The 26,029-nt window shown below is 53.4% G+C and carries 23 protein-coding genes; 13 read left to right on the plus strand and 10 right to left on the minus strand.

The genetic code is table 11. From position 1 onward, the window contains the following. Positions 1–101 precede the first annotated feature (101 nt). From GUC46_RS04390 to GUC46_RS04400, 3 genes are read left to right on the plus strand one after another with little or no spacing between them, the layout of a single operon-like run. A complete protein-coding gene (locus tag GUC46_RS04390) occupies positions 102–1,652 on the plus strand; it encodes a hypothetical protein (protein WP_057102292.1) in 1,551 nt (516 codons plus the stop codon). A gap of 26 nt (positions 1,653–1,678) precedes the next feature. Continuing rightward, positions 1,679–2,629 (plus strand): carbamate kinase family protein, encoded by a 951-nt coding sequence (locus tag GUC46_RS04395; protein ID WP_044713445.1) that lies wholly within the window; start codon positions 1,679–1,681, stop codon positions 2,627–2,629. A gap of 12 nt (positions 2,630–2,641) precedes the next feature. Further along, positions 2,642–4,024, plus strand: a complete 1,383-nt coding sequence (locus GUC46_RS04400) for an amidohydrolase family protein (RefSeq protein WP_071685087.1) — start codon at positions 2,642–2,644, stop codon at positions 4,022–4,024. 44 nt (positions 4,025–4,068) lie between these two features. Here the strand turns inward: GUC46_RS04400 and GUC46_RS04405 are convergent, their stop codons facing one another. Then, positions 4,069–4,959 (minus strand): nickel/cobalt efflux protein RcnA, encoded by an 891-nt coding sequence (locus GUC46_RS04405; protein ID WP_057102290.1) that lies wholly within the window; start codon positions 4,957–4,959, stop codon positions 4,069–4,071. Between the two features lie 120 nt (positions 4,960–5,079). On the opposite strand from GUC46_RS04405, the gene rcnR reads away from it, so the two are divergent. Next, positions 5,080–5,352, plus strand: a complete 273-nt coding sequence (rcnR, locus tag GUC46_RS04410; RefSeq protein WP_003033900.1) for a Ni(II)/Co(II)-binding transcriptional repressor RcnR — start codon at positions 5,080–5,082, stop codon at positions 5,350–5,352. A 751-nt stretch (positions 5,353–6,103) separates the two neighbouring features. Here the strand turns inward: rcnR and GUC46_RS04415 are convergent. Both GUC46_RS04415 and GUC46_RS04420 read right to left on the minus strand, forming a co-directional pair. Continuing rightward, a complete protein-coding gene (locus GUC46_RS04415) occupies positions 6,104–7,333 on the minus strand; it encodes an amino acid permease (protein WP_003840979.1) in 1,230 nt (409 codons plus the stop codon). 142 nt (positions 7,334–7,475) lie between these two features. Continuing rightward, positions 7,476–7,931, minus strand: a complete 456-nt coding sequence (locus GUC46_RS04420; RefSeq protein ID WP_003840976.1) for a multidrug/biocide efflux PACE transporter — start codon at positions 7,929–7,931, stop codon at positions 7,476–7,478. A 101-nt stretch (positions 7,932–8,032) separates the two neighbouring features. Here GUC46_RS04420 and GUC46_RS04425 point away from each other — a divergent pair, with 101 nt between their 5' ends. From GUC46_RS04425 to araE, 5 genes are all read left to right on the plus strand, one after another. Beyond that, complete coding sequence (locus GUC46_RS04425) at positions 8,033–8,917, plus strand: LysR family transcriptional regulator (RefSeq protein WP_071697464.1); 885 nt, start codon at positions 8,033–8,035, stop codon at positions 8,915–8,917. Between the two features lie 102 nt (positions 8,918–9,019). Then, positions 9,020–10,198 carry an acetyl-CoA C-acetyltransferase gene (locus GUC46_RS04430; protein ID WP_130715400.1) on the plus strand — a complete coding sequence of 393 codons (1,179 nt, stop codon included), beginning with the start codon at positions 9,020–9,022 and terminating at the stop codon, positions 10,196–10,198. Positions 10,199–10,669: 471 nt separating this feature from the next. After that, positions 10,670–11,506, plus strand: a complete 837-nt coding sequence (kduI, locus tag GUC46_RS04435; RefSeq protein ID WP_003840972.1) for a 5-dehydro-4-deoxy-D-glucuronate isomerase — start codon at positions 10,670–10,672, stop codon at positions 11,504–11,506. Between the two features lie 57 nt (positions 11,507–11,563). Then, the gene (gene kduD / locus GUC46_RS04440) at positions 11,564–12,325 is read left to right on the plus strand and encodes a 2-dehydro-3-deoxy-D-gluconate 5-dehydrogenase KduD (RefSeq protein ID WP_003033923.1); all 762 of its coding nucleotides are present in this window, start codon (positions 11,564–11,566) and stop codon (positions 12,323–12,325) included. A gap of 315 nt (positions 12,326–12,640) precedes the next feature. After that, positions 12,641–14,059 (plus strand): arabinose-proton symporter AraE, encoded by a 1,419-nt coding sequence (araE, locus tag GUC46_RS04445; protein ID WP_130715463.1) that lies wholly within the window; start codon positions 12,641–12,643, stop codon positions 14,057–14,059. 73 nt (positions 14,060–14,132) lie between these two features. On the opposite strand, the gene GUC46_RS04450 is transcribed toward araE, so the two are convergent. Then, positions 14,133–14,459, minus strand: coding sequence for a cupin domain-containing protein (locus GUC46_RS04450; RefSeq protein ID WP_003033932.1), 327 nt, complete (start codon positions 14,457–14,459; stop codon positions 14,133–14,135). Positions 14,460–14,600: 141 nt separating this feature from the next. Here GUC46_RS04450 and GUC46_RS04455 point away from each other — a divergent pair, with 141 nt between their 5' ends. Then, a complete protein-coding gene (locus GUC46_RS04455; RefSeq protein ID WP_130715401.1) occupies positions 14,601–15,308 on the plus strand; it encodes an aspartate/glutamate racemase in 708 nt (235 codons plus the stop codon). Here GUC46_RS04455 and GUC46_RS04460 read toward each other — a convergent pair. After that, a complete protein-coding gene (locus GUC46_RS04460) occupies positions 15,280–16,215 on the minus strand; it encodes a LysR family transcriptional regulator (RefSeq protein ID WP_130715402.1) in 936 nt (311 codons plus the stop codon). The two genes, GUC46_RS04455 and GUC46_RS04460, sit on opposite strands and share 29 nt — an antisense overlap. Positions 16,216–16,333: 118 nt before the next feature. Between GUC46_RS04460 and lysA the strand changes: the two genes are divergently transcribed. Next, entirely contained in the window at positions 16,334–17,590 is a 1,257-nt protein-coding gene (gene lysA, locus GUC46_RS04465) for a diaminopimelate decarboxylase (protein WP_130715403.1), read from the plus strand. Between the two features lie 107 nt (positions 17,591–17,697). On the opposite strand, the gene GUC46_RS04470 is transcribed toward lysA, so the two are convergent. After that, on the minus strand, positions 17,698–18,708 hold the full coding sequence (locus GUC46_RS04470) for a LacI family DNA-binding transcriptional regulator (RefSeq protein WP_032937458.1): 1,011 nt from the start codon (positions 18,706–18,708) through the stop codon (positions 17,698–17,700). Between the two features lie 13 nt (positions 18,709–18,721). Continuing rightward, a complete protein-coding gene (gene galR, locus GUC46_RS04475; protein ID WP_003033945.1) occupies positions 18,722–19,750 on the minus strand; it encodes an HTH-type transcriptional regulator GalR in 1,029 nt (342 codons plus the stop codon). 597 nt (positions 19,751–20,347) lie between these two features. Between galR and aas the strand changes: the two genes are divergently transcribed. After that, positions 20,348–22,507 carry a bifunctional acyl-ACP--phospholipid O-acyltransferase/long-chain-fatty-acid--ACP ligase gene (aas, locus tag GUC46_RS04480; protein ID WP_160179835.1) on the plus strand — a complete coding sequence of 720 codons (2,160 nt, stop codon included), beginning with the start codon at positions 20,348–20,350 and terminating at the stop codon, positions 22,505–22,507. Further along, positions 22,500–23,693 carry a lysophospholipid transporter LplT gene (gene lplT / locus GUC46_RS04485; RefSeq protein ID WP_016150926.1) on the plus strand — a complete coding sequence of 398 codons (1,194 nt, stop codon included), beginning with the start codon at positions 22,500–22,502 and terminating at the stop codon, positions 23,691–23,693. Before aas ends, lplT begins: the two co-directional genes overlap by 8 nt. An 82-nt stretch (positions 23,694–23,775) precedes the next feature. Here the strand turns inward: lplT and GUC46_RS04490 are convergent, their stop codons facing one another. The 3 genes from GUC46_RS04490 to GUC46_RS04500 form a co-directional block, all read right to left on the minus strand. Further along, the gene (locus tag GUC46_RS04490) at positions 23,776–24,816 is read right to left on the minus strand and encodes an NADP(H)-dependent aldo-keto reductase (protein ID WP_003033954.1); all 1,041 of its coding nucleotides are present in this window, start codon (positions 24,814–24,816) and stop codon (positions 23,776–23,778) included. A gap of 106 nt (positions 24,817–24,922) precedes the next feature. Then, positions 24,923–25,141: a lipoprotein YgdR gene (ygdR, locus tag GUC46_RS04495; protein WP_000758660.1), complete on the minus strand. Its 219-nt coding sequence runs from the start codon at positions 25,139–25,141 to the stop codon at positions 24,923–24,925. A 144-nt stretch (positions 25,142–25,285) separates the two neighbouring features. After that, entirely contained in the window at positions 25,286–25,999 is a 714-nt protein-coding gene (locus tag GUC46_RS04500; protein ID WP_003033961.1) for a TerC family protein, read from the minus strand. Between the last annotated feature and the right edge of the window lie 30 nt (positions 26,000–26,029).

Here is a 26,029-nt window from a genome sequence, read left to right on the forward strand (position 1 = left end):
CGCGGTTAGCCCCACAGTAGCGAAGCGAAAAACGTTGCTTACCTGCAGGGCTGGGCGATCTCCGCGATCGCAAACGATGCTTAACCTGTTAAGGATATTCCATGAACAGCATAAAACTAGAATGGAAACGTGGTGACTGGGCAGCTTACTTTGGGCTGATGACCAACAACCTGACTAACCTGCTGACAATGATGGGGCTGCTCATTTTTGTCGTCGGGATCCCTACCGAAATTGTCTATGGTCGCATTGCGCCTGCCTTTGGTCTGGCGGTGCTGGTGGCCAGCGTCTGCTACGCCTGGTTTGGCCTGCAGATGGCAAAACACACCGGGCGTAAAGATGTGACGGCGCTGCCGTCCGGACCGAGCGCACCGTCAATCTTTACCGTAACCTTCCTGGTACTGATGCCGGTTTATCAGCAAACCAAAGATGCCAACTTTGCTATCCAGATAGCCCTGGTGTGGTGCTTTGTCGAAGCGTTGATCCTGGTCGGCGGCTCCTTCCTGGGCGAGACCATCCGCAAGATGATTCCACGTACGGTACTGCTTTCTTGTCTGTCCGGCCTGGGACTGTTGCTGCTGGCGATGAACCCGATGCTGCAGGCATTCGAAGCGCCGACCGTCTCCTTCATCGTCCTGTTGCTGATCTTCATTAACTGGTTCGGTAAGAAGCCGATTTTTGCCCGCATTCCTACCGGCTTGCTGCTGCTGATTGCCGGTACGGCCCTGGCGTGGATCTCCGGTTTACAAAGCCCGGAGGCCATTAAAGCGTCGATGTCTTCCTTTGGCTTCAACCCGCCGGAAATTCATGTCGACAGCTTCCTGCAAGGTTTGCCGCATGCACTGCCGTATCTGGCTTCTGCGGTTCCTCTGGGTCTGGCGAACTACATTTTCGACCTTGAGAACATTGAAAGTGCGCACGCGGCGGGGGATGAGTACAACACCCGTAAGGTGATGATGGCGAACGGCTTTGCCTCCATGCTTGGCTGCATGCTGGGCAACCCGTTCCCGGTGACCGTGTATGTTGGGCATGCTGGCTGGAAAGCGATGGGCGCCAGCATCGGCTATACCCTCGCTTCAGGCATCACCATGTTCCTGGTACCGCTGTTTGGCCTGGGCGCGTTTATGCTCGCCATTATTCCGATGACTGCGATAGTGCCGATTCTGGTGTTTATCGGTGTGGTGACCGCCAACCAGGTGGTGCGAGAAACGCCCAAAGTCGAGGTTCCTGTCATCTTCATCTGCCTGTTCCCGTGGATCGCTAACTGGGCATTGACCATCGTTAACAGCGTGATGGGCGCCGCCGGAACATCCGCGGGGAAACTGGGTAGCGACTTACTGCACAGCAAAGGTGTCTATTACGACGGACTGGTGCATCTGGGAAGCGGTGCGCCGCTGGCCAGCATGCTGTGGGGCTGCGTCGCTATCTTCGCCATTATGAATAAGCCGCTGCGCGGGGCGATTGCCGCAGCCTTTGGGGCACTGTTATCGCTGTTTGGCGTGATCCACTCCCCGGCAGTTGGCTTTGCTGAGGGCAGCTCGATGATATTTGTTGTGGCCTACCTGATGATGAGCGGCATGTTTGTCCTCAAGCATGTTCTTGATAGCCGTGAAGCGGTGACTGCGCCTGAGCAGGAACCGACGAAAACGACCTGAATCGCCTGTAAGCGGAAGATAACACTATGAAAGAACTTGTGGTCGTTGCCATTGGCGGCAACAGCATTATCAAAGATAACGCCAGCCAGTCGATTGAGCACCAGGCTGAAGCGGTGAAGGCGGTGGCGGATACGGTGCTGGAGATGTTGGCATCGGACTACAACATTGTGCTGACGCACGGTAACGGGCCGCAGGTGGGGCTGGATCTCCGACGTGCGGAAATCGCGCACGAGCGTGAAGGGTTGCCGCTTACCCCGCTGGCAAACTGCGTCGCAGATACGCAGGGGGGCATCGGCTATTTGATCCAACAGGCGCTGAACAACCGTCTGGCGCGGCGCGGCGAGCAGAAGGCAGTCACGGTGGTCACGCAGGTGGAGGTCGACAAAAACGATCCGGGCTTTGCTAATCCGACCAAGCCTATCGGGGCGTTCTTTAGCGCAGCGCAGCGCGATGAGTTGCTGCGGGTCAATCCAGGCTGGCGCTTTGTTGAGGATTCGGGACGCGGCTACCGCCGGGTTGTGGCTTCCCCTGAACCAAAACGTATTGTTGAAGCAGAGGCGATCAAAACGCTGACTCAGCAGGGGTTCGTGGTGATTGGTGCGGGTGGTGGTGGCATCCCGGTGGTGCGTAGCGATCAGGGGGATTACCAGAGCGTGGATGCGGTGATTGATAAAGATCTCTCCACGGCGTTGCTGGCACAGGAGATCCGCGCCGACATTCTGGTGATCACCACCGGCGTCGAGCAGGTCTGTATTCATTTTGGCAAACCTAACCAGCAGGCGCTGGATACGGTGGATGTCGCCACGATGACCCGTTACATGCAGGAGGGACATTTCCCGCCGGGCAGCATGTTACCCAAGATTGTTGCCAGCCTGGCGTTTCTGGAGCATGGCGGTAAACGAGTGATCATCACCACGCCGGAATGCCTGCCCGCCGCACTGCGCGGCGAAACGGGCACCCATATTGTCCATTCCTGAGAGGAGATGCGAATGAAGGAAAGTAACAGCCGCCGTGAATTTTTAAGCCAGAGCGGAAAAATGGTCACTGCTGCCGCGCTGTTTGGCGCAGTCGCCCCGGTCGCGTATGCTGCTAATCCTGTCGGGAACACCTGCGGGTCGAAGAGCACAATGACGATTAACGATAAGCACTATTACCTGGATAACGTCCTGCTGGAAGCGGGGTTTGATTACGAAAGCTCAGTGGTGGTGCACACCCGTACCGCGCTGCAAACCGTTGAAATCCAGGACGGGAAAATAGTTGCGCTGCGCGAGAATAAGCAGCATCCGGATGCGACGCTGCCGCACTACGATGCGGGTGGAAAGCTGATGCTGCCCGCCATGCGCGACATGCATATCCATCTGGATAAAACCTTTTACGGCGGTCCCTGGCGTTCGCTGAACCGTCCGGCGGGCACCACCATTCAGGATATGATCCGCCTGGAACAAAAGCTGCTGCCTGAACTCCAGCCTTACACCCAGGAGCGGGCGGAAAAGCTGATCGATCTGCTGCAATCCAAAGGCACCTCGATTGCCCGCAGTCACTGCAACATAGAACCGGTTTCCGGACTGAAAAACCTGGAGAACCTGCAGGCGGTGCTGGCGCGTCGCCAGCCTGGTTTTGCCTGTGAAATTGTGGCATTTCCACAGCATGGCCTGCTGTTATCAAAATCTGAACCGCTAATGCGTGAAGCGATGCTGGCGGGAGCGCATTATGTCGGCGGTCTGGACCCAACCAGCGTGGATGGGGCGATGGAAAAATCACTCGATACCATGTTCCAGATTGCGCTCGATTACAACAAAGGCGTGGATATCCATCTGCATGAAACCAGTCCGGCGGGCGTGGCGGCGGTGAATTACATGGTAGAAACGGTGGAGAAAACGCCGCAGTTAAAGGGCAAACTGACCATCAGCCACGCGTTTGCGCTGTCTACGCTGAACGAACAGCAGGTGGATGAACTCGCAACCCGCATGGCGGCGCAGCAGATTACCATTGCCTCGACGGTGCCGATTGGCACGATGCACATGCCGCTAAAACAGCTGCGCGACAAAGGCGTGGAAGTGATTACCGGGACCGACAGCGTGATTGACCACTGGTCGCCGTACGGCCTGGGAGACATGCTGGAGAAGGCGAATCTGTACGCGCAGCTCTATATTCGCCCGAATGAACTCAACCTGTCGCGGGCGCTGTTTCTCGCTACCGGTGATGTGCTGCCGCTTAACGATAAAGGTGAGCGCGTCTGGCCGAAAGCGCAGGATGAAGCCAGCTTTGTGCTGGTAGATGCTTCATGCTCAGCGGAAGCGGTCGCGCGAATCTCCCCACGCACTGCGACCTTCCATAAAGGGCAACTGGTGTGGGGGAATGTCGCAAGCTAGTTTGGTTTTCCGCGCAGCGGCTATCGCTGCTGCGCTCTCATATATTAACCGACGATCCCCATATAGCCGTGAATCCCCATATATAAGCCGACCATTGCAATGAGCACGCTGGAAAAATAGGGCGCTTTGCGTGCCAGCGTGTTAAATCCGCTCCAACGCTTGGCCGCCTGCTGCACGCTGATTGCCGCCCCCACGCCCACCGTTACCAGTGTCAGCGCCAGCCCGAGGCTGAAGCACAGCACCATGGTGGCGCCCAGCGTGAAGGCTTTGAGCTGGATGCATATCAGTAGCACCGTAATGGCAGCTGGGCACGGGATCAGCCCACCGGTCAGACCGAACAGTAATATTTGGCCGTTGGTGACCTCTTTGCCCGCAAAGCGGCGCTGAATATCGGTGGCATGCGCCCGTTCGTGGGCATCCTGATACTCTTTCGAACCCTCGCTCAGCCCTGCTAACGCGGCATGGTTATGATCGTGGTCATGATGATGGTGATGATCGTCATCGTGATCATGATGATGGTGGTGATGGTCGTCATGAACATGGTGGCGGTGATGCCCGTGATCGTGGTCGTGATGCGTCTGGGCCAGCCAGTTCTGCTCTCCCTGCCAGGTTCGCCAGAACATCCAGAATGCGGTCCCGAGAATAATTATCGCCGAGACAAATTGCAGCCAGGGCTCAACGGCCTGGGCGGTAAACGCTTTGCTGATATACATCCCACCGAGCGCAATCAGCCATACTACGGCGGTATGCGACAGCGTTGCTGCCAGCCCCAGCATCACCGCCTGTTTGATTGTCCCCTTAATAGCAATAATAAAGGCCGCCATCATCGTCTTGGAATGCCCTGGTTCCAGACCGTGCAACACCCCTAATAGAATCGCACTGGGAATGAAAAACCAGGCGTTGCCTTGCTGAAGTAGCGTAGAAAACTCACCCATGAGAATGATTCTTAGTTGTTTAATTTCACCTGATTCTACTCCCCCCCAGTATCAAATACTACCCCCCAGTAGAATGTCGATGGTATTGTCCCTACGGCCAGACGTTAAAAAGGTAAAGTTATGTCACATACGATCCGCGACAAACAAAAGCTGAAAGCCCGAACCAGCAAGATTCAGGGGCAGGTAGCGGCGTTGAAAACCATGCTGGATGAACCGCATGAATGCGCGGCGGTATTGCAGCAAATAGCGGCGATCCGCGGGGCAGTAAATGGATTAATGCGCGAAGTGATTAAAGGTCATCTGACCGAGCACATTGTGCATCAGGGCGATGAAATAAAGCGCGAAGAAGATTTGGATGTGATTCTGAAAGTACTGGATTCGTACATCAAATAAGCCAGTTTAACGGCTCATCCACATTCAATACTGTCCAGTTAAGTATGTAGGGTGAACATGTTATTCTTGCTCAGGGTTCCGTTCACCTCAGCAGTGTCATTTATCTGAAGCACAGATACCCGTGAACGTGTAAAGGGCGTTCTTCGCCACGCCCTTTACAATCCCGGCTCCCGGCGGGAAAATTGTTGCTGCGCAATACCCTCCGCTTATTCCTCCAGGCTACCGGGTCGGGCGCGAGGTAGCGTCCATGCAAAACGCGCCCTGAGCCAGCATCCATGCTGGCTCTCCCGTCCTTACGGAAACACGTCGGCAATTTTCAGCCGGACCAGCCAACACCTGACCATCCGCGCTTTTATTTGAATATCTCTGAACAGCAAAACAGATTTAACTGGAAGTCAGAGCGCTGAAGCGACACCCTGGCCCGGCTGAAAATCGATGAGGCGTTGACGGCTGACCGGGTCTGCCCGCAGGGATGCGGGCAGAGGGGACGGCCTGCAGGGACGCAGGCTCGGCCCCGACCCGACAGGCAGACGGAATAAGACGAATGAATCGCGCAGCGACGATTTTCCCGCCGGGAGCCTGGGTTGCAAGGGAGGCGGCGGTGAGCCTCCCTTGCACGTTCACAGGAATCTGTGCTTCAGAGAAACGATTAATATGAGGTGAACGGAATCCTTTCTCTGAGATAACATGTTTATTACCTCCGCCAACACTGGTTGATGCTTTCTGAAAATGAGCCGTTAAGCAACACGTTCTAGCCAAAAAACATCACAGATACGCACAGCAGACCGACAATCAGGGTGATCAAGTTACCCACTGAACGGTATGGCTTCAGCGCCGGGATCAGATAGGTAGACAATGTCGGCATGATAAACAGAATCATGGCAATCAGCGGCCCACTAATCGCGTAAATCATTGAAATAGCATTAGGATTAATGCAGCAGATGATAAACGTGATAGCCGAGACCAGCATGATGGACAGGGCGCGGTTAAAGGCCCGGCTTTTCTTCACACCCACCTGATGCAACGATGTTTTTACTACCTCCGTTGCCCCTTCAATCACGCCAAAGTAGGTGCCGAGGAACGATTTTGACATCGCCACGACGGCAACGATGATCCCTGAAATCGACAGCCATGCCGGTGCGTTAGGCATCATCGATAGTGCTGACAGAATGGTCACGCCTTCATTTTTTGCATCCTCGATATAGTTTGTCGGAATCGAAAGCAAACAGCTGAAAACGAAAAACAGCACGCTCAGGCAGATGATGACGTAGGCTACCTTCATGATTTTTTTGCATTTACCCATGGCCTGCTCGCCATATTTCTCACGTCGATCAATGGCAAACGTGGAGATAATTGGCGTATGGCTAAAAGCGAAAACCATCACGGGAATAGATATCCAAACCTGATGAAGCGTGTGCTGATCGACAGACATCTGGCCGGTGAGTAACGTTGGCTGCCAGCTTCCGGTCAGGTAGAGCGAAAGGAATAAAAAATACGCGATGAGCGGGAACACCAGAAAGCCCATCACCCGGATGGTGGCTTGTCGACCCATCAGAAAAATTAAATTCAGCACCAGTACCACGCCCAGACTGACCAGCATACGCACGCGAAGATCTATCTCGATATGTTTTGCCAGCTGTTCGGTGAGTGAGTTGGTTATCGCCACGGCGTAGATCAGTACCACCACAAAGAAGGCAATAAAATAGAGGGTGGTGATCAGGCTGCCAATCTTCTTGCCGTAGTAGTGTGTAACCGCGCCAGTGATCCCCTCACCAGCCGACGTTTTTGAAGACAGGATAAACTGGCACAGCGCCTTGTGCGGCCAGTAGGTTAAAGGCCAGGCGACGAGAGCGGTGATAAACAATACCACCGCGCCTGCAGAACCCAGCTGTATGGGGAGGAAGAGGGTTCCTGCGCCGACGGCAGTCCCATATAGTGCGAAGCTCCAGAGAGTCTCTTCTTTTGACCAAAATTTCGACATTATTTGAACGTATCAACTATAAAATAAACAAAAAGAAGCGCAATTTACCACAAATGGCAGGGGCTGGGGGAGGTGTGAACAAGCGGGCTGGTGAATGGATGAATAGCCGGAACCGAGAAAATTCCGACTATTATTTTAATTATCAGGCAGTAACGCGCTGCTGGCGACGCTTCATAACACGCTCGCGTAACGTGTCATAAGCCCAGTTATAGAACATGGTATACGGCAGGAAGAACAGGAAGAAACCTATTTCCAGCGTGAATGCCTGAAACAGGCTGACGTTCAGCACATACGCCACGATGCTCACCCCAATCACAATAAAACCACTCTCAAAACCTAAGGCGTGAAATGCTCGCACTTTTGCCGTACGTTTTACCAGGTGCGACGGCCACAGACGGTCAAACAGGGCGTTATAAATGATATTCCAGATCATCGCTGTAGTGGCGAGAAGAATGGTCAGTCCGCCCATTTCCAGCACCGAGCGCTGCATCAACCATGCGGTGGTTGGTGCGAGAACAGCGGTGGCAATGCCTTCAAAGCAGACGGCATGAAAAATACGCTCTACTAACGAGCGGCGTTGGACTGTATCGTGTTGCATAACCTAAAACCTTCTTTGATGCCCGGATAACGGAATGGTGGCAATTTTATCGTTTAATGTGATATCTAAAAGATAGTACCCATCGATAAAGTAGATAGTTCATGCGTTACTCTCCTGAAGCGTTAACGGCATTTGTGGAGACCGTTTCCTGCGGTTCATTTTCTGCGGCGGCCCGGCGGCTGCGCAAAAGCCAGTCCACCATCAGTACGGCCATTGCGCATCTGGAAGCCGACCTTGGTTTTGCGCTGTTTGACCGTTCATCACGCCAGCCAACGCTGACCGAAGAAGGTAAGCGGGTGCTGGGTTATGTGCAGGCGATTCTGACGGCCAGCGATCGTCTGGATGAAGCGGCGATTTCGCTGTCGGGTGAAACGGAAGCGCGTCTGACCTTCGTGTTGTCAGACACGCTGCATCCGGATGTGCTGGAAGAGTTGATGGTGCAGTTTGACCGCAAGTTTCCCCATACCGAGTTTGAATGTCTGATTGGCGAAGACGAGGACGTTATCGATCTGCTGCAAAAAGGACGTGCTCAGGTGGGGTTGATCGAAGCGCGGGAGGATTACCCGACCGACATGGGCGTTACGCGTCTGCCGATGCAAACCTGGATGGGATTATACGTGGCGGCATCGCATCCGTTGGCGGCTCAAGAAAAACTGCAGTGGGAGCAGCTACACACCTGGCGCGAGCTGCGTTTGAATACCTATCTGGAAAGCGGGACTAACGTGGCGCGCGGTCCCGTCTGGTCGGCTCCTAACTACCTGTTATTGCTAAGTATGGCTGTTCAGGGATTCGGCTGGTGCGCGCTCCCGTGTGCGCTGGTGGAGGAGTTTGCGGCAGAAAAACCATTGGTTCAATTAAAGCTGCCCGGCTGGCCAAAGGCTATCTCTATCGATCTGTTGTGGAATAAGAAATCACCGCCTGGCGTGGCGGGAAGTTGGCTGCGCGACCATTTACAGCAGAGTGGCGTTCAGATGACCAATAAATGATACGAATTTCCTTTGTGATAAAAATCACCGTTTTTAAACAACCTTGATAACTCTTTTTAACAATCATCTACTATTGCGGTGTTATTTTGCGCTGAGGTGGTGATGAAAGAGGTTGTGATAGTCGGGGCGTTACGGACACCGATTGGCTGCTTCCAGGGGACGCTGGCGCGCCACTCTGCCGTTGAATTAGGCAGCATGGTGGTCAGGGCGTTACTGGAACGCACGGGCGTGGACGTTCATGCTGTGGATGAAGTGATCCTCGGTCAGGTGCTTACCGCAGGTGCCGGGCAGAATCCGGCGCGTCAGTCTGCCATCAATGGTGGGCTACCCAATACCGTTTCCGCCATCACCATTAACGATGTCTGCGGTTCGGGCCTGAAAGCGCTGCATCTGGCGACCCAGGCTATCCAGTGCGGCGAAGCCGACATTGTGATTGCGGGCGGGCAAGAGAATATGAGCCGTGCCCCGCATGTCCTTACCGATAGCCGCACCGGCGCACAGCTGGGGAACAGCCAACTGGTAGACAGCCTGGTACATGACGGTCTGTGGGATGCCTTCAACGATTATCACATAGGCGTTACCGCGGAAAACCTGGCGCGAGAATACGGCATTAGCCGCGAATTGCAGGATGCCTACGCGCTGCACTCGCAGCACAAAGCGCGGATGGCAATTGATGCTGGACGCTTTAAAGATGAAATCGTGCCGGTGGTAACACAGCGTAATGGGCAATCATTGGTGGTGGATACCGACGAGCAGCCGCGTACCGATGCCAGCGCCGAAGGGCTGGCGCGTCTGGATCCTACCTTTGACAGGCTCGGTTCGGTAACGGCAGGTAACGCGTCATCCATCAATGACGGCGCCGCTGCGGTGATGATGATGAGCGAGGCCAAGGCGCAAGAGTTGAACTTACCTGTACTGGCCCGTATTCGCGCCTTTGCCAGCGTCGGGGTCGACCCTGCGCTCATGGGGATTGCGCCAGTGTATGCGACCCGCCGCTGCCTTGAGCGTGTGGGCTGGCAACTGGCTGATGTTGATCTTATCGAAGCTAATGAGGCCTTCGCCGCGCAGGCATTATCCGTTGGGAAAATGCTGGAGTGGGATGAACGGCGGGTGAATGTTAACGGCGGAGCCATTGCGCTCGGTCATCCGATTGGTGCGTCTGGCTGCCGAATTCTGGTTTCGCTGGTGCATGAAATGGTGAAGCGTCGGGCGCATAAGGGCCTGGCAACGCTGTGTATCGGTGGTGGTCAGGGTGTGGCGCTCGCTATCGAACGAGATTAACGATCTTACATTTACCGTCTTAAACGCCTTTCTACGTGTTTTCCCTACACCTGTAAAAAAGCCCTCCTGCAGGAGGGCAAGGCCAGTTACAGAAACATACACTCTAAACACAGTTAACTTATCAAAACATTGTTTCATTTCATGTGATTAACTGCGCACTTTGTTAGAAAAGGTGTCTTTTCGACTGATCATCTCGGCTGAATTTTTCATTTTTTATCCCCGCCCCTAATGAATAAATAAATTTATCGTATTGTTATTCAATCATTTTATTAAGGTCCATTTCGCTATTCATACGCGCTAGCGTGATCGCACTTACACTTTTGATAATAAGATGCGAAAAAAGTGAAACATCGTTTTATTTATAATTGAAAACACATTCAGGGAGGAATATCATGAGTGCATAAGATAAAACGGAACAGCGTTTTGCTATTCGTTTAAGCATTCACGGTCAATTTATCACTGGAGGTAAATGTGGACGTAAGACAAAGCATCCATAGTGCGCATGCGAAAACCCTGGACACTCAGGGGCTGCGTAATGAGTTTTTGGTCGAAGAAGTGTTTGTCGCAGATGAATACACCATGGTCTACAGCCACATCGACCGCATCATTGTTGGCGGCATTATGCCAGTGGCCAAAACCGTCTCTGTGGGTGGCGAAGTCGGCAAACAGCTGGGCGTAACCTATTTCCTCGAACGTCGTGAGCTGGGTGTGATCAATATCGGCGGCCCGGGCACGATTACCGTTGACGGCCAGTGCTATGAAATTGGCCATCGCGACGCGCTGTACGTCGGAAAAGGGGCAAAAGAGGTGGTATTCGCCAGTATTGATACGACAAAACCGGCGAAGTTCTACTACAACTGCGCGCCGGCCCACACGACTTACCCAACTAAGAAAGTCACGCCTGCAGACGTTGCGCCAGTGACGCTGGGCGATAACCTCACCAGTAACCGTCGTACCATCAACAAATACTTTGTGCCGGATGTTCTGGAAACCTGCCAGTTGAGCATGGGTCTGACTGAACTGGCACCGGGTAACCTGTGGAACACCATGCCGTGTCATACCCATGAACGTCGTATGGAAGTCTATTTCTACTTCAATATGGAAGAAGATACCTGCGTATTCCACATGATGGGGCAGCCTCAGGAAACGCGTCATATTGTGATGCACAACGAGCAGGCGGTGATTTCTCCAAGCTGGTCTATTCACTCCGGTGTCGGCACAAAAGCGTATACGTTCATTTGGGGCATGGTCGGCGAAAACCAGGTCTTTGATGATATGGACCATGTTGCAGTAAAAGATCTGCGCTAGTTGCGGGCGACAGCCGTGCCTGCTGCGGCGGGCATTATAAAAAATTAAGGATTTACAATGATTTTGAATGCATTCTCTCTTGAAGGTAAAGTCGCCGTTGTGACCGGTTGTGATACCGGTTTGGGTCAGGGTATGGCGCTGGGCCTGGCTGAAGCGGGCTGCGATATCGTCGGTATCAACATTGTTGAACCGACAGAAACCATCGAACGTGTGACCGCACTGGGCCGCCGTTTTTTAAGCCTGACCGCCGATCTGCGTCAAATCGACGGTATTCCGGCGTTGCTGGAGCGCGCAGTGGCAGAATTTGGCCATATCGATATTCTGGTCAACAACGCGGGTCTTATCCGTCGTGACGATGCGATCGACTTCAGCGAAAAAGACTGGGATGACGTGATGAACCTGAACATTAAGAGCGTGTTCTTTATGTCTCAGGCCGCGGCGAAGCACTTTATCGCCCAGGGTAACGGCGGTAAAATTATCAACATCGCCTCTATGCTTTCCTTCCAGGGCGGGATCCGCGTGCCGTCTTACACCGCGTCTAAAAGCGGCGTAATGGGTGTTACCCGTCTGATGGCGAACGAGTGGGCAAAACATAACATCAACGTCAACGCGATTGCGCCGGGTTACATGGCGACGAATAACACTCAACAGCTGCGTGCTGATGAGCAGCGTAGCGCAGAAATCCTCGATCGTATTCCGGCGGGGCGTTGGGGTCTGCCGAGCGACCTGATGGGGCCTGTCGTGTTCCTGGCGTCCAGCGCATCTGACTATATCAACGGCTATACCGTTGCGGTAGACGGCGGCTGGCTGGCGCGTTAATTGCTTTCCAGAGCCAACAAACCCTGCTAAATGGCAGGGTTTTTTTTACTTTTGAATCATTAAAATCCATATTGTGGTTATAAATTATTCCATATTAAATTTCATACGTATCAATTTATTGTTTTTAATATTCTTTAATATCAATTAATTAAATTTAATTGAGTGATTGTTGGTAAATTTTAAAATTGGAATATCCATCACATAACGATGTGGTGTAGCTATTTAATCCATGTTTTTGCCGTTTCCCGCCTGACGCTTCCTGCAAGGGATCCCTTACTTTCAATGGCATGGTTACTCTGTATCTGGCAGGAAAAAATGGTCTCAATAAATAATGATGCTGCTTTAACGCCGCGCCCAGTGCGCGATACGCGACGTATGAATATGTTTGTTTCTATCTCTGCAGCTGTCGCAGGGTTGTTATTCGGCCTGGATATTGGCGTGATTGCCGGGGCGTTGCCTTTCATCACCGATCACTTTGTGTTGACCAGCCGCCTGCAGGAGTGGGTGGTCAGCAGCATGATGCTGGGCGCGGCAATTGGTGCGCTGTTTAACGGTTGGCTGTCATTCCGCCTGGGACGTAAATACAGTCTGATGGCGGGGGCGATCCTTTTCGTCGTCGGATCTCTGGGCTCGGCGTTTGCCTCCAGCGTAGAAATGCTCATTTTTGCCCGCGTGGTACTGGGCGTTGCGGTGGGGATCGCCTCTTACACCGCACCGCTCTATCTCTCTGAAATGGCAAGCGAAAACGTGCGTGGCAAGATGATCAGTATGTATCAGCTGATGGTGACGTTGGGCATCGTTCTGGCCTTTTTGTCTGATACCGCGTTCAGCTACAGCGGTAACTGGCGCGCTATGCTGGGCGTGCTGGCGCTTCCGGCTGTATTGCTGATTATTCTGGTTGTGTTCCTGCCCAACAGCCCGCGCTGGCTGGCGGAAAAAGGTCGCCACATTGAAGCTGAAGAAGTATTGCGCATGCTGCGCGATACGTCAGAAAAGGCCCGCGATGAGCTGAACGAAATCCGTGAAAGCTTGAAGCTGAAGCAGGGTGGTTGGGCGCTGTTTAAAATTAACCGTAACGTGCGCCGCGCAGTTTTTCTTGGGATGTTACTGCAGGCGATGCAGCAGTTCACCGGGATGAACATCATCATGTATTACGCGCCGCGCATTTTCAAAATGGCGGGTTTTACCACCACAGAGCAGCAGATGATTGCCACGCTGGTGGTTGGCTTAACGTTTATGTTCGCTACCTTTATTGCCGTCTTCACGGTCGACAAAGCAGGACGTAAACCGGCGCTGAAAATTGGGTTCAGCGTAATGGCCATCGGGACGCTGGTGCTCGGATATTGCCTGATGCAGTTTGATAACGGCACGGCTTCCAGTGGACTATCCTGGCTGTCAGTTGGCATGACGATGATGTGTATTGCAGGCTATGCGATGAGCGCCGCGCCGGTGGTGTGGATCCTGTGTTCGGAAATTCAGCCGCTGAAATGCCGTGATTTTGGTATTACCTGCTCCACCACCACCAACTGGGTGTCGAACATGATCATTGGTGCAACGTTCCTGACGCTGCTCGATAGCATTGGCGCCGCCGGTACGTTCTGGCTATATACTGCGCTGAACGTCGTGTTTATCGGTATTACGTTCTGGCTGATTCCAGAAACCAAAAACGTCACGCTTGAGCATATCGAACGTAAGCTGATGGCAGGTGAGAAGTTAAGAGATATTGGGGTGTAAATGTTGAGACGGAGTGTCGGATGACGTCTCATGTAAGCCGGGTAAGCGATACCCGGCTTTTTTATTTAGCGCTTTACCCGTGTAGAAAATCTTCGCGTATGGGCGTAAAGGTATCCAGCAGCGTTCCCGGTTTTAAACAGACGCAGCCATGCATAATGTTGGGTTGTTTATACAGGGTATCGCCCGCCCTAACGACATGCTTTTCTTCGCCGATGGTAAATTCAAACTCACCGGACAACACGTAAGTCAGCTGCTCGTGCGGATGATTGTGCATCGGGCCTATCGCGCCTTGCTCGAAGTTCACCTCAACCGCCATCATGTTACCGTCGTGAGCAAGAATGCGCCGGGTAACGCCATTGCCCAGATCGTCAAGCGTGGTCTCTTTATGAAAAATAAACATCCGGCCTTCCTGTAATTAATTAAAACAATGTTTCATTAAACCTATATCAGAAAATTAAAAAAAGAAATGCACGCCAACATATGTGGAAAGTTGATCACATCTTTGGTTCACTGGAGAGACAACAACGAGTCAGGGGAAATGATGAAAACGATCGGTCTGTTAGGCGGTATGAGCTGGGAATCTACCATTCCTTATTATCGACTTATTAATGAAGGGGTAAAACAGCGCCTGGGCGGCCTGCATTCAGCGCAGATCCTGCTGCACAGCGTGGATTTTCATGAGATTGAGTTGTGCCAGAGTCGCGGTGAGTGGGATAAAGCAGGCGATATTCTGGCGCAGGCGGCGCTGGGGTTACAGCAGGCGGGTGCGGAAGGGATTGTGCTGTGTACCAACACCATGCACAAGGTTGCTGAGGCGATTGAAGCCGCCTGTGATGTGCCATTCCTGCATATTGCCGATGCGACGGGTCGGGCGATACAAAAGCAGCAGATGCGCAATGTGGCGCTACTGGGCACGCGTTACACCATGGAGCAGGATTTTTATCGCGGGCGCTTACAGACTGAATTTGGCATTAGCACGCTTATTCCTGACGCTGATGACCGTCAGAGAATAAACCAGATTATTTTCGACGAACTGTGTCTCGGTGAATTCAGCGAGTCCTCCCGCGACTATTACCTGAGCGTCATTAACCAGTTAGCGAAACAGGGCGCGCAAGGGGTTATATTTGGCTGTACCGAGATTGGTCTGCTGGTTCCCACCGAGCTAAGCCCACTACCGGTTTTCGACACCGCGGCAATCCATGCGCAAGATGCGGTAGCGTTTATGCTTTCGGTTGTGGATGCAAAATAGCCTCCAGCGGATCGATAAGCCTCGGGAGATGGGCTTGCAGATGCGCTGTAAAAGCATCAACCAGCGCCGAGGCGGGGCGATGAAGCGGGTGAATCAGGCTGACCGTAAACGGTACCGAAATACTGAAGCGGCGGATAACGATCCCGCTGCTGGCGTAATCCAGCGCGGTCAGTGGGTTTACCACCGAGATCCCCACGCCTGCCCGCACCATTGCACAAATTGAAGCGGCGCTATGGGTTTCAATCACCATACGGCGCTTCACCTGGTGCTCATTAAACAGGCTATCCAGTAGCTGACGGTAACTGTCGGTCCGTGACAGGCTGATGTAGTTTTCCCCCTGAAAATCCTGCGGCGTTAACACCGCTTTCTTAGTCAGCGGATGCCCCTGGGGCAGCACACACACTTCATCCAGCGCCAGCAATTCGGTGCGTTTTGTTCCGGCTGGCGTATGCAGCGTTTCCGTTAACCCCAGATCGTGGCGCTGCGCCGACAGCCACTCTTCCAGCAGCGGTGACTCCTGCGGCACTATCTGAATATTGACCTGCGGATAGCGTGCGAGGAATGGCTGCAGCAGTGGTGGTAAAAAGGACTGTGAGAATACCGGCAGGCAAACAATCGACAATTCGCCCTGGCGAAACTCGCGCAGGCTTTCGGCGGCGCTCACAATTCTGTCCAGGCCATACCACGAACGTTGCACCTCTTCAAACAGACGTAACCCTTGCACGGTTGGGTGCAGCCGGCCACGCGTGCGTTCAAACAGCGTTAATCCCAGTACTTTCTCGAATCGGGCCAGTTCCCGACTGACGGTGGGCTGCGAGGTATGTAGCATGCGCGCGGCTTCCGTCAGATTGCCTGCCGTCATGATGGCGTGAAAAATTTCGATGTGTCGCAGGTTAACGGCGGGCATGGGCAATCCTCGAATGAACCAATCCATATCATTTTTGCATAGACTCACGATAAAACGATATTTTTTATTCTTTTCGGGCTGTGGCGTAATCATAAAAAAGCCATTACTGGAGCACACCATGCCACGCCCACTCAACAACACAGACACTGACCTGACCGCCGACAACCTGCTGCGCCTGCCTGCCGAATTCGGCTGCCCGGTGTGGGTCTATGATGCGCAGATTATCCGCGCGCAGATTGCCAAACTGAGCCAGTTTGACGTGGTGCGTTTTGCCCAGAAGGCATGCTCGAATATTCATATTCTGCGCCTGATGCGCGAGCAGGGCGTGAAGGTGGATTCCGTCTCGCTGGGCGAAATTGAACGTGCGCTGGCTGCGGGCTTTGAGCCAGGAAAAGATGAGATAGTCTTTACCGCCGATATGATCGATGACGCGACGCTCGCCCGGGTGCATGAATTGAGCATTCCGGTAAATGCCGGTTCAGTGGATATGCTGGAACAACTGGGTCAGGTCTCGCCGGGCCATCGCGTGTGGCTACGCGTAAACCCTGGCTTTGGGCATGGACACAGTCAGAAAACCAATACCGGCGGCGAAAACAGCAAGCACGGGATCTGGTATAGCGATCTTCCCGCGGCGCTGGAGGTGATTCAGCGCTACAAGCTGAAGCTGGTGGGGATTCATATGCATATTGGCTCCGGTGTGGACTACGCGCATCTGGAGCAGGTGTGCGGTGCGATGGTGCGTCAGGTGATTGAATTTGATCAGGATCTGGAGGCGATCTCTGCGGGCGGCGGTTTATCAATCCCGTATCGCGAAGGTGAAGAGGCGATCGATACCGATCACTACTTTGGATTGTGGAACGCTGCACGTGAGCAGATTGCTAAATACCTGGGGCATCCGGTCGCGCTTGAGATTGAGCCGGGTCGTTTTCTGGTCGCGGAAGCCGGCGTGCTGGTAGCACAGGTACGCAGCGTAAAAGAGATGGGTAGCCGTCACTTTGTGCTGATCGATGCGGGCTTCAACGATCTGATGCGCCCGGCGATGTACGGCAGCTATCACCATATCTCCGCGCTGGCTGGGGATAGTCGGTCTCTGGAACACGCCCCGCAACGGGAAACCGTGGTGGCCGGGCCGCTGTGCGAATCTGGCGACGTGTTTACCCAGCAGGAGGGCGGAAATGTGGAAACCCGTCTGTTGCCTGCGGTGGTGCCGGGTGATTATCTGGTCTTGCATGATACCGGGGCGTACGGCGCGTCTATGTCGTCAAACTACAATAGCCGTCCTCTGCTGCCGGAGGTTTTGTTCGATAACGGCGTGGTGCGGCTGATTCGCCGTCGCCAGACCATTGATGAGCTGTTAGCGCTGGAATTAATCTGATTACAGCGTGGTGAAATGCCGGATGGCGCTACGTTTATCCGGCCTACGAAATTAACTGTGGGCGCTGTTGGCCGGATAAGGCACTTGTGCCGCCATCCGGCATTTAATTACTTAAAATACGGCCCGAGCGTTACTGAGTCACGTAGTACCAGTTTGCCGGTAAACGGTGGGATTGGCTCGACGCTCTCGCCGTTGGCCAGCCGGATAGCCTGGTCGATTGCCGTGGTTATCATGGTATCAATCGGCAGATAAACGGTAGACAGCCCCGGCTCCAGCCATTTGGCGCTGGGTGCATCATCAAAACCAAACAGTGAGACGTCCGTTGGGATCCTCAGCCCGGCCTGATGTAACGCTTTTGATGCGCCCAATGCCATGTCATCGTTACAGGCGAACAGTGCGCTGAATTTCACCCCTTCCTCCAGCAGTTCACGACAGGCTTCATAGCCTCGTGTCATCGTGGAGTCGCCGTATTTGACCTTGTCGGGATCCCAGGGAATACCGTTTTTTTCCAGCGCTTTACGATACCCCATCAGGCGGGATTTACCGGTCGGGGTATGGCCTGGCACAGTGATACAAGCAATATCGCTATGGCCCTGGGAGATAAGATAATTGACCGCCTGATAGGCCGCGTCTTCCTGTTCAAAGAAAATCGCGCGATCGCGGGCCTGGCTTACATCACGGTTGATGACCAGCAAGGGCATAGCGATGCTGTTCATCAGCGACATTATCTCTTTTTCACTCATATAGCGGGTATAGAGAATAATGGCGTCGCACTGCCTGTCCGCCAGCATTTGCACGGCTTCCTGCTCACGCTCTGGTGTGTCGTGTCCGTCGGTGACGATCAACTGCTTGCCGTGAGATTCCGTCTGGCGTGAAGCCTGTTGCAGCAGCCGGCCAAAGTAGAATCCATCAAATGTAGAAACCACCAGACCAATGCTGTTGCTGGTGCGGTTTGCCAAAGATCGTGCTAAAAAATTAGGCCGATAATCAAGTGCCTGCATGGCCTTAAACACTTTCTGGCGCGTGCTCTCTTTTACCTGACCCGTGCCATTCAGTACGCGCGAAACGGTCGCTTTTGAGACGCCTGCGCGTCGTGAAACGTCCAACATCGTAGTCATAACGCTATCCTGGTTAATCGTTTGACGATGAATTCCCCGGCTCTGTCAGCGTCGAAACGGAATGGCGACGCACCAGAGTTGGGTTAAAAACGTGGGTAATTTCAGGCACGGGGCGCTTCTCCGCCAGCGCGAGCGCCAGTTCGGCAGCCTGGGTTGCCATCGTCACGATCGGATAGCGTACCGTGGTCAGACGCGGGCGCACGTAGCGGGAAACCAGCACATCATCAAAACCAATCAGCGAGATTTCTCCCGGTACATCAATGCCGTTATCATTTAATACGCCCATGGCACCAGCCGCCATTGAGTCGTTGTAGCAGGCTACCGCAGTGAAGTTTTTGCCACGACCAAGTAACTCGGTCATCGCCTGTTCACCGCCGCTTTCATCCGGTTCACCAAACGTTACCAGGCGATCGCTGACCGGTATATTGCTCTCTGCCAGCGCGTCGTAATAGCCTTGCAGACGATCTTCCGCATCTGAGATTGTGTGATTGGAGCACAGATAGCCAATGCGCGTATGGCCCTGTTGAATGAGGTGGCGGGTCGCTAGCCATGCGCCGAAACGGTCATCAAGGGCAACGCAGCGTTGTTCGAATCCTGGCAGAATTCGGTTAATTAATACCATGCCGGGGATTTGCTTCATTAGTGATGCCAGCTCAGCATCCGGGATGATTTTTGCGTGGACAACAAGGGCTGCGCAGCGGTGGCGAATGAGCTGTTCAATCGCCTGTCGTTCCTTCTGTTCGTTATGGTAGCCGTTGCCAATCAGTAAAAAATTACCGGTGTTATAGGCCACCTGCTCGACAGCTTTAACCATTGCCCCAAAGAATGGATCGGACACATCACCAACGACCAGACCGATGGTCTCTGTGGATTGTTGTGCCAGCGCACGCGCATTGGCGTTGGGGTGGTAGCTGAGTGATTCCATTGCACTCGTTACAGCCAGGCGCGATGCTTCGCTGGCTTTAGGGGAATCATTAATCACTCGAGAAACGGTGGCGACTGATACACCTGCTAGTCGGGCTACATCCTTTATGGTCGCCATGATAGTACCTGTTGTGGGTAAACGCTTACATTCCGTCAGTGTTACGGAAAATGGCTGGCTGTTCAAGCAGATTGCCCGTCAGAACGTCGCAAATGTGAGCGCACACGAGCGAAGTAAGACAGAAAATAGAAAATGCTAATTTTTGCTTACACTTTGCGATGTGCTGTTGCGATTGTTCGCTGGTGAGGGAACTGAGCAGATTGCTAGAGTTTAGATCCCAGAGGTATTGATAGGTGAAATCAACTTTCGGGTTGATCACTAGAATTACACCAGCCTGCGCAGATGCGCAGGTTTTTTTTTACCTTCAGCCTATCTGTAACAGTAACCGATAATTTACACAACTCGTTGCATTTGGGTTCATTCCTTTGCGTTTTCGCACTGGCGTATCTGGCTGCTGATGACCACAATCAAGATCCCAGAGGTATTGATTGGTGAGATTATTCGGTACGCACTTCGTACCTGTCTCTTGCACCAACCTGCGCGGATGCGCAGGTTTTTTTTCGAATTGTATTTAACAGTTACCTGTCGCGCCTATTCCCCAACTCGTATACTCTCCCACCATTGATGTTTATATAATTAATGGCACAGGGAGTTGAGATGCTATTTGGCTTTTTTCGTAATCTGTTTCGCGTGCTTTTCCGCGTTCGCGTCACGGGCGATGTCAGCGCGCTACAGGGAGAACGCGTTCTAATCACTCCCAACCATGTCTCATTTATAGACGGCATCCTGTTGGCGCTCTTTTTACCGATTCGTCCCGTCTTCGCTGTTTACACCTCGATCAGCCAGCAATGGTATATGCGCTGGCTAACCCCGTTGATTGATTTCGTACCGTTAGATCCAACCAAACCGATGTCGATTAAACATCTGGTTCGTCTGGTCGAACAGGGCCGCCCGGTGGTTATCTTCCCAGAAGGGCGTATTTCGACCACCGGTTCATTGATGAAAATCTATGACGGCGCCGGGTTTGTCGCGGCAAAGTCAGGGGCCACGGTGGTTCCTGTGCGCATCGAAGGCGCGGAGCTTTCCCGCTTTAGTCGCCTGAAAGGTTTGGTTAAACAGCGATTCTTCCCGCGCATCCGCTTACACATCCTACCGCCGACACAACTGCCGATGCCGGAAGCACCGCGAGCTCGCGATCGCCGTAAAATCGCCGGAGAGATGCTGCATCAAATTATGATGGAAGCACGCATGGCGGTTCGTCCGCGTGAGACGCTCTACGAGTCGCTGCTGGCGGCGAAATACCGTTTTGGCGCAGGCAAAAACTGCATTGAAGATATTAATTTCACTCCGGACAGCTACCGCAAACTGCTGACGAAAACGCTGTTTGTCGCGCGTATTCTGGAAAAATACAGCACCGAGGGTGAAAGAATCGGCCTGATGCTGCCAAATGCGGGAATCAGCGCGGCGGTCATTTTTGGCGCCATTGCGCGTCGACGCATTCCAGCCATGATGAACTACACCGCGGGTGTGAAAGGATTAACCAGCGCCATTACTGCGTCTGAAATAAAAACGATCTTCACATCCCGACAGTTTCTTGATAAAGGCAAACTCTGGCATTTACCGGAACAGCTCACCCAGGTGCGTTGGGTGTATCTGGAAGACTTGAAAGCTGATGTGACCTTTAGCGATAAGCTGTGGATTTTCTCACATCTGCTGGCACCGCATCTGGCGCAGGTGAAGCAGCAGCCGGAAGACGCTGCGGTGATCCTCTTTACCTCCGGTTCAGAAGGCCATCCGAAAGGCGTGGTTCACAGTCATAAAAGCATTCTGGCGAACGTTGAGCAGATTAAAACGATTGCCGATTTCACCGCCGATGATCGCTTTATGTCGGCGCTGCCACTGTTCCACTCCTTTGGGCTAACGGTGGGATTATTCACGCCGCTACTAACTGGCGCAGAAGTGTTTCTTTATCCCAGCCCGCTGCATTACCGCATTGTGCCAGAGCTGGTATACGACCGGAACTGCACCGTGTTGTTTGGTACGTCAACGTTCCTCGGCAACTACGCGCGTTTCGCGCATCCATACGATTTCCATCGCCTGCGCTATGTGGTTGCGGGAGCGGAAAAACTGCAGGACAGCACAAAGCAACTGTGGCAGGAGAAATTTGGCCTGCGCGTCCTTGAGGGTTATGGGGTGACGGAATGTGCGCCGGTGGTGTCGATTAACGTACCGATGGCGGCAAAATCGGGAACGGTAGGGCGCATCTTGCCTGGTATGGATGCTCGACTGTTGGCCGTTCCGGGAATTGAGGACGGTGGGCGTTTACAGCTGAAAGGCCCTAATATTATGAGCGGCTATTTGCGCGTCGAAAAACCTGGGGTGCTGGAAGTGCCGACGGCAGAGAATGCGCAAGGTGAGATTGAGCGCGGCTGGTATGACACCGGAGACATCGTGCGCTTTGATGAAAACGGCTTTGTGCAGATTCAGGGGCGCGCTAAGCGTTTTGCTAAAATTGCCGGAGAGATGGTGTCGCTGGAAATGGTTGAGCAACTGGCGTTGGCGGTATCAGCAGACAAAATGCATGCCACGGCGATCAAGAGCGATGCCAGCAAAGGTGAGGCGCTGGTGCTGTTTACCACCGATAGCGAACTCACGCGTGAAAAACTCCAGCAGTATGCGCGGGCGCACGGCGTACCTGAACTCGCCGTACCGCGTGATATACGCCACCTGAAGCAACTCCCATTACTCGGCAGCGGTAAGCCGGATTTTGTTACGCTGAAAAGCTGGGTCGATGAGCCGGAAAAAAAACATGAGTGAGTCAGTGCACACTAACACGTCAATCTGGTCCAAAGGGATGATGTCCGTTATCGCCGCGCAGTTTCTGTCGGCGTTTGGCGATAACGCGTTGCTGTTTGCTACGCTGGCGTTGCTGAAGGAGCAATTTTATCCGGACTGGAGCCAGCCTATCCTGCAAATGGTGTTTGTGGGTGCTTACATTCTGTTTGCGCCGTTTGTTGGACAGGTGGCGGATAGCTTTGCCAAAGGCAGAGTGATGATGTTCGCGAACACCCTGAAACTGCTGGGTGCGGCAAGTATTTGCTTCGGCATTAATCCGTTCCTCGGGTATACGTTAGTGGGGATTGGCGCGGCGGCGTATTCACCGGCCAAGTATGGCATTCTTGGTGAACTGACTACCGGCGACAAACTGGTGAAGGCCAACGGCCTGATGGAAGCTTCCACCATTGCCGCGATTTTGCTCGGTTCTGTCGCCGGCGGCGTTCTGGCCGACTGGCACGTGATTGCCGCGCTTTCTGCCTGTGCGCTGGCCTATGCTGGCGCAGTGGTCGCTAACCTGTATATCCCGAAACTGGCCGCGGCTCGCCCTGGCCAGTCCTGGCATCTGGGGAAAATGACGCGCAGTTTCTTCTGTGCCGCCTCCTCGCTGTGGCGCAACGGTGAAACACGCTTCTCGTTGGTGGGAACCAGCCTTTTTTGGGGGGCGGGCGTTACGCTGCGTTTTCTGCTGGTACTGTGGGTTCCGGTGGCGCTCGGCATCACCGATAACGCCACGCCGACCTATCTCAATGCCATGGTCGCGATCGGGATTGTCGTCGGCGCGGGGGCGGCTGCGAAGCTGGTGACGCTGGAAACCGTGTCGCGTTGTATGCCTGCGGGGATCCTGATTGGCGTCGTGGTGCTGATTTTTTCTCTTCAACATTCGCTGCTTCCGGCCTACGCATTGCTGATGCTTATCGGCGTGTGTGGTGGGTTCTTTGTGGTGCCGCTGAATGCGTTGCTGCAGGAACGGGGTAAGAAAAGCGTCGGCGCAGGTAATGCGATTGCGGTGCAAAACCTGGGTGAAAACAGCGCGATGCTGTTGATGTTGGGTATTTACTCACTGGCGGTGCTGGTGGGGATTCCGGCGGTAGCGATTGGTATTGGGTTCGGTGCGCTGTTTGCGCTGGCGATTGCGGCGCTGTGGATTTGGCAGCGCCGCCATTAGTCTGTTATATGCTGTTGCAACCAGGCCTACAGGGAACGCTGTCTGTAGGCCTGATAAGCGCAGCGCCATCAGGCGCTAACTGTTAAGGTGCAGGATAGGTATACACCTGATGCACCGCTTCAATCTCTGCCAGCACTTCCTCGCTCAACTCCAGATGCAGACTTTCAACGTTGGTTTTTAGCTGCTCCATGGTCGTGGCGCCCAGCAAAGTGCTGGCGACAAACGGCTGACGACGCACGAATGCCAGCGCCATTTGCGCAGGATCCAGATTATGGCGTTTCGCGATATCCACATAGGCCGCAACGGCTTTCTGCGTCTGCTCGCCGCTGTAGCGCGTGAAACGGCTAAACAGCGTATTGCGTGCACCGGCAGGTTTCGCGCCGTTCAGGTATTTCCCGGTTAATGTACCGAAGCCCAGGCAAGAGTATGCCAGCAGCTCAACGCCTTCATACTGGCTCACTTCTGCCAGTCCAACCTCAAAGCTGCGGTTCAGCAGGCTGTAGGGGTTCTGGATGGTGGCGATGCGTGGCAGATCGTGTTTGTCCGCCAGGTGCAGATAGCGCATCACGCCAAATGCGGTTTCATTAGAAACGCCGATGTAGCGAATTTTCCCGGCGCGCTGAAACTCGGCCAGCGCGTCCAGCGTATCCAGCAGGGAAACGACCGGCGCGGAGTCTGTCCAGCTGTAGCCTAACTTGCCAAAGCAGTTGGTCGGGCGCTGCGGCCAGTGAACCTGATACAGATCCAGGTAATCGGTTTGCAGTCTTTTCAGGCTGTCGTGCAGCGCTTCACGGATATTTTTACGATCCAGCGCCTGATTCGGGCGGATGCCGCTGTCGTTGTTGCGTGATGGTCCACTGACTTTAGAAGCGACGATCAGCTTTTCGCGGCTGCCGTGTTTGGCGAGCCAGTTACCTACGTAGGTTTCGGTGAGACCCTGGGTTTCAGGACGCGGCGGTACCGGATACATCTCGGCAACGTCGATCAAATTAATGCCCTGCGCTACGGCATAATCGAGCTGTGCATGTGCGTCGGCTTCGCTGTTTTGTTCACCAAACGTCATTGTGCCCAGCCCCAGTGTACTGACTTCCAGCGAGCTGTGGGGTATACGGTGATATTGCATAGCCGTTTCCTTTTTATAATCACGACATAAGGATTATAAAAATGGCTGAGGGAAGCGAAAAAGGGAAGTAAAATTGTTAAGGCCAGCGCGCTGCTGACCTCAACCATCAGCGTTCAATGATTTGGGACACATCATCGCGATTAATCTGCATCGCATTGCCCTGCTGGTCGTGATAGCTCACAAGACCGGTATCATCGTCAATTTCTGGTTTTCCATCGGTCAGGATCATTCGACCATCTTTTGTCGCCATTACATAATCGCTGCTGCATCCGGAAACGGCAAAAGCCAGTCCTACGGCGGAAATCAAAACTGCCCATTTTTTCATCTGCTTATCCTCACATGGCCTGCGTCTGACAATAGTTTAGTAATAACGCGAAGTTGTGCAGGGTGAAAGCAGTAAAATCTTAAACTGTGAGAAGGGGTAGGTGTGGTGGGCATTCGCTCCCCTTGCAGGGAGCGATGGATTTCATCAGAGCGGATTTTTTTTATTACGCCACAGGTTCAGGGTCTCTACCGCGATAGAGAAGAACATGGCGAAATAGATATATCCTTTCGGAACGTGGACGTCGAAACTTTCCAGAATCAGCGTAAAACCGACCAGAATCAGGAACGAGAGCGCCAGCATTTTTACTGAAGGGTGGCGATCGACAAACTCACCAATTGGGCGAGCAGCAAACATCATCACGCCTACGGCAATCACTACTGCCGCCATCATGATAAACAGATGATCGGACAAACCAACCGCAGTAATCACGGAATCCAGACTGAAGATAATGTCTAACAACATGATCTGCACAATCGCGCCCAGGAAAGAAGATACGCGGGTTTTTAACCCCTCTTCCTCACCTTCAATGGATTCGTGGATCTCCTTGCTGGCTTTCCAGATCAGGAACAATCCCCCCAGCAGAAGGATCAGGTCGCGTGCTGATATTGCCTCGCCAAACAACTCGAATAGCGGGTTTGTCAGTCGCGTTACCCAGGCGATAGAAGCCAGCAGTGCCAGACGCATGATCATCGCCGCCGCCAGCCCAATACGTCGGGCATGATTGCGTTGCGCTGTCGGGAGTTTGGCTACAACCAGAGAAAGGAAAATAATATTGTCGATCCCAAGAACGATCTCCAGCAGCGTCAGCGTACCGAGCGCAAGCCAGGCGTTAGGATCGGTTATCCATGCAAATAACATCGAACAAAGTCCTGCCAAAAAAAAGAAGCG

The sequence above is a fragment of the Citrobacter sp. LUTT5 genome (assembly GCF_009905315.1).
In the GTDB taxonomy this organism is placed as follows: Bacteria; Pseudomonadota; Gammaproteobacteria; order Enterobacterales; family Enterobacteriaceae; genus Citrobacter; species Citrobacter freundii.

Excerpts from the sequence above, each read along its gene's own strand:
- araE (WP_130715463.1), top strand. The coding sequence starts at position 12,641 with ATGGTCTCAATAAATAATGATGCTGCTTTAACGCCGCGCCCAGTGCGC.
- GUC46_RS04450 (WP_003033932.1), bottom strand. The coding sequence starts at position 14,459 with ATGTTTATTTTTCATAAAGAGACCACGCTTGACGATCTGGGCAATGGC.
- lplT (WP_016150926.1), top strand. The coding sequence starts at position 22,500 with ATGAGTGAGTCAGTGCACACTAACACGTCAATCTGGTCCAAAGGGATG.
- ygdR (WP_000758660.1), bottom strand. The coding sequence starts at position 25,141 with ATGAAAAAATGGGCAGTTTTGATTTCCGCCGTAGGACTGGCTTTTGCC.
- GUC46_RS04420 (WP_003840976.1), bottom strand. The coding sequence starts at position 7,931 with ATGCAACACGATACAGTCCAACGCCGCTCGTTAGTAGAGCGTATTTTT.
- GUC46_RS04470 (WP_032937458.1), bottom strand. The coding sequence starts at position 18,708 with ATGACTACGATGTTGGACGTTTCACGACGCGCAGGCGTCTCAAAAGCG.
- GUC46_RS04405 (WP_057102290.1), bottom strand. The coding sequence starts at position 4,959 with ATGGGTGAGTTTTCTACGCTACTTCAGCAAGGCAACGCCTGGTTTTTC.
- GUC46_RS04430 (WP_130715400.1), top strand. The coding sequence starts at position 9,020 with ATGAAAGAGGTTGTGATAGTCGGGGCGTTACGGACACCGATTGGCTGC.
- GUC46_RS04400 (WP_071685087.1), top strand. The coding sequence starts at position 2,642 with ATGAAGGAAAGTAACAGCCGCCGTGAATTTTTAAGCCAGAGCGGAAAA.
- aas (WP_160179835.1), top strand. The coding sequence starts at position 20,348 with ATGCTATTTGGCTTTTTTCGTAATCTGTTTCGCGTGCTTTTCCGCGTT.
- kduD (WP_003033923.1), top strand. The coding sequence starts at position 11,564 with ATGATTTTGAATGCATTCTCTCTTGAAGGTAAAGTCGCCGTTGTGACC.
- galR (WP_003033945.1), bottom strand. The coding sequence starts at position 19,750 with ATGGCGACCATAAAGGATGTAGCCCGACTAGCAGGTGTATCAGTCGCC.
- rcnR (WP_003033900.1), top strand. The coding sequence starts at position 5,080 with ATGTCACATACGATCCGCGACAAACAAAAGCTGAAAGCCCGAACCAGC.
- GUC46_RS04390 (WP_057102292.1), top strand. The coding sequence starts at position 102 with ATGAACAGCATAAAACTAGAATGGAAACGTGGTGACTGGGCAGCTTAC.
- lysA (WP_130715403.1), top strand. The coding sequence starts at position 16,334 with ATGCCACGCCCACTCAACAACACAGACACTGACCTGACCGCCGACAAC.
- GUC46_RS04455 (WP_130715401.1), top strand. The coding sequence starts at position 14,601 with ATGAAAACGATCGGTCTGTTAGGCGGTATGAGCTGGGAATCTACCATT.
- GUC46_RS04415 (WP_003840979.1), bottom strand. The coding sequence starts at position 7,333 with ATGTCGAAATTTTGGTCAAAAGAAGAGACTCTCTGGAGCTTCGCACTA.
- GUC46_RS04500 (WP_003033961.1), bottom strand. The coding sequence starts at position 25,999 with ATGTTATTTGCATGGATAACCGATCCTAACGCCTGGCTTGCGCTCGGT.
- GUC46_RS04425 (WP_071697464.1), top strand. The coding sequence starts at position 8,033 with ATGCGTTACTCTCCTGAAGCGTTAACGGCATTTGTGGAGACCGTTTCC.
- GUC46_RS04460 (WP_130715402.1), bottom strand. The coding sequence starts at position 16,215 with ATGCCCGCCGTTAACCTGCGACACATCGAAATTTTTCACGCCATCATG.
- GUC46_RS04490 (WP_003033954.1), bottom strand. The coding sequence starts at position 24,816 with ATGCAATATCACCGTATACCCCACAGCTCGCTGGAAGTCAGTACACTG.
- GUC46_RS04395 (WP_044713445.1), top strand. The coding sequence starts at position 1,679 with ATGAAAGAACTTGTGGTCGTTGCCATTGGCGGCAACAGCATTATCAAA.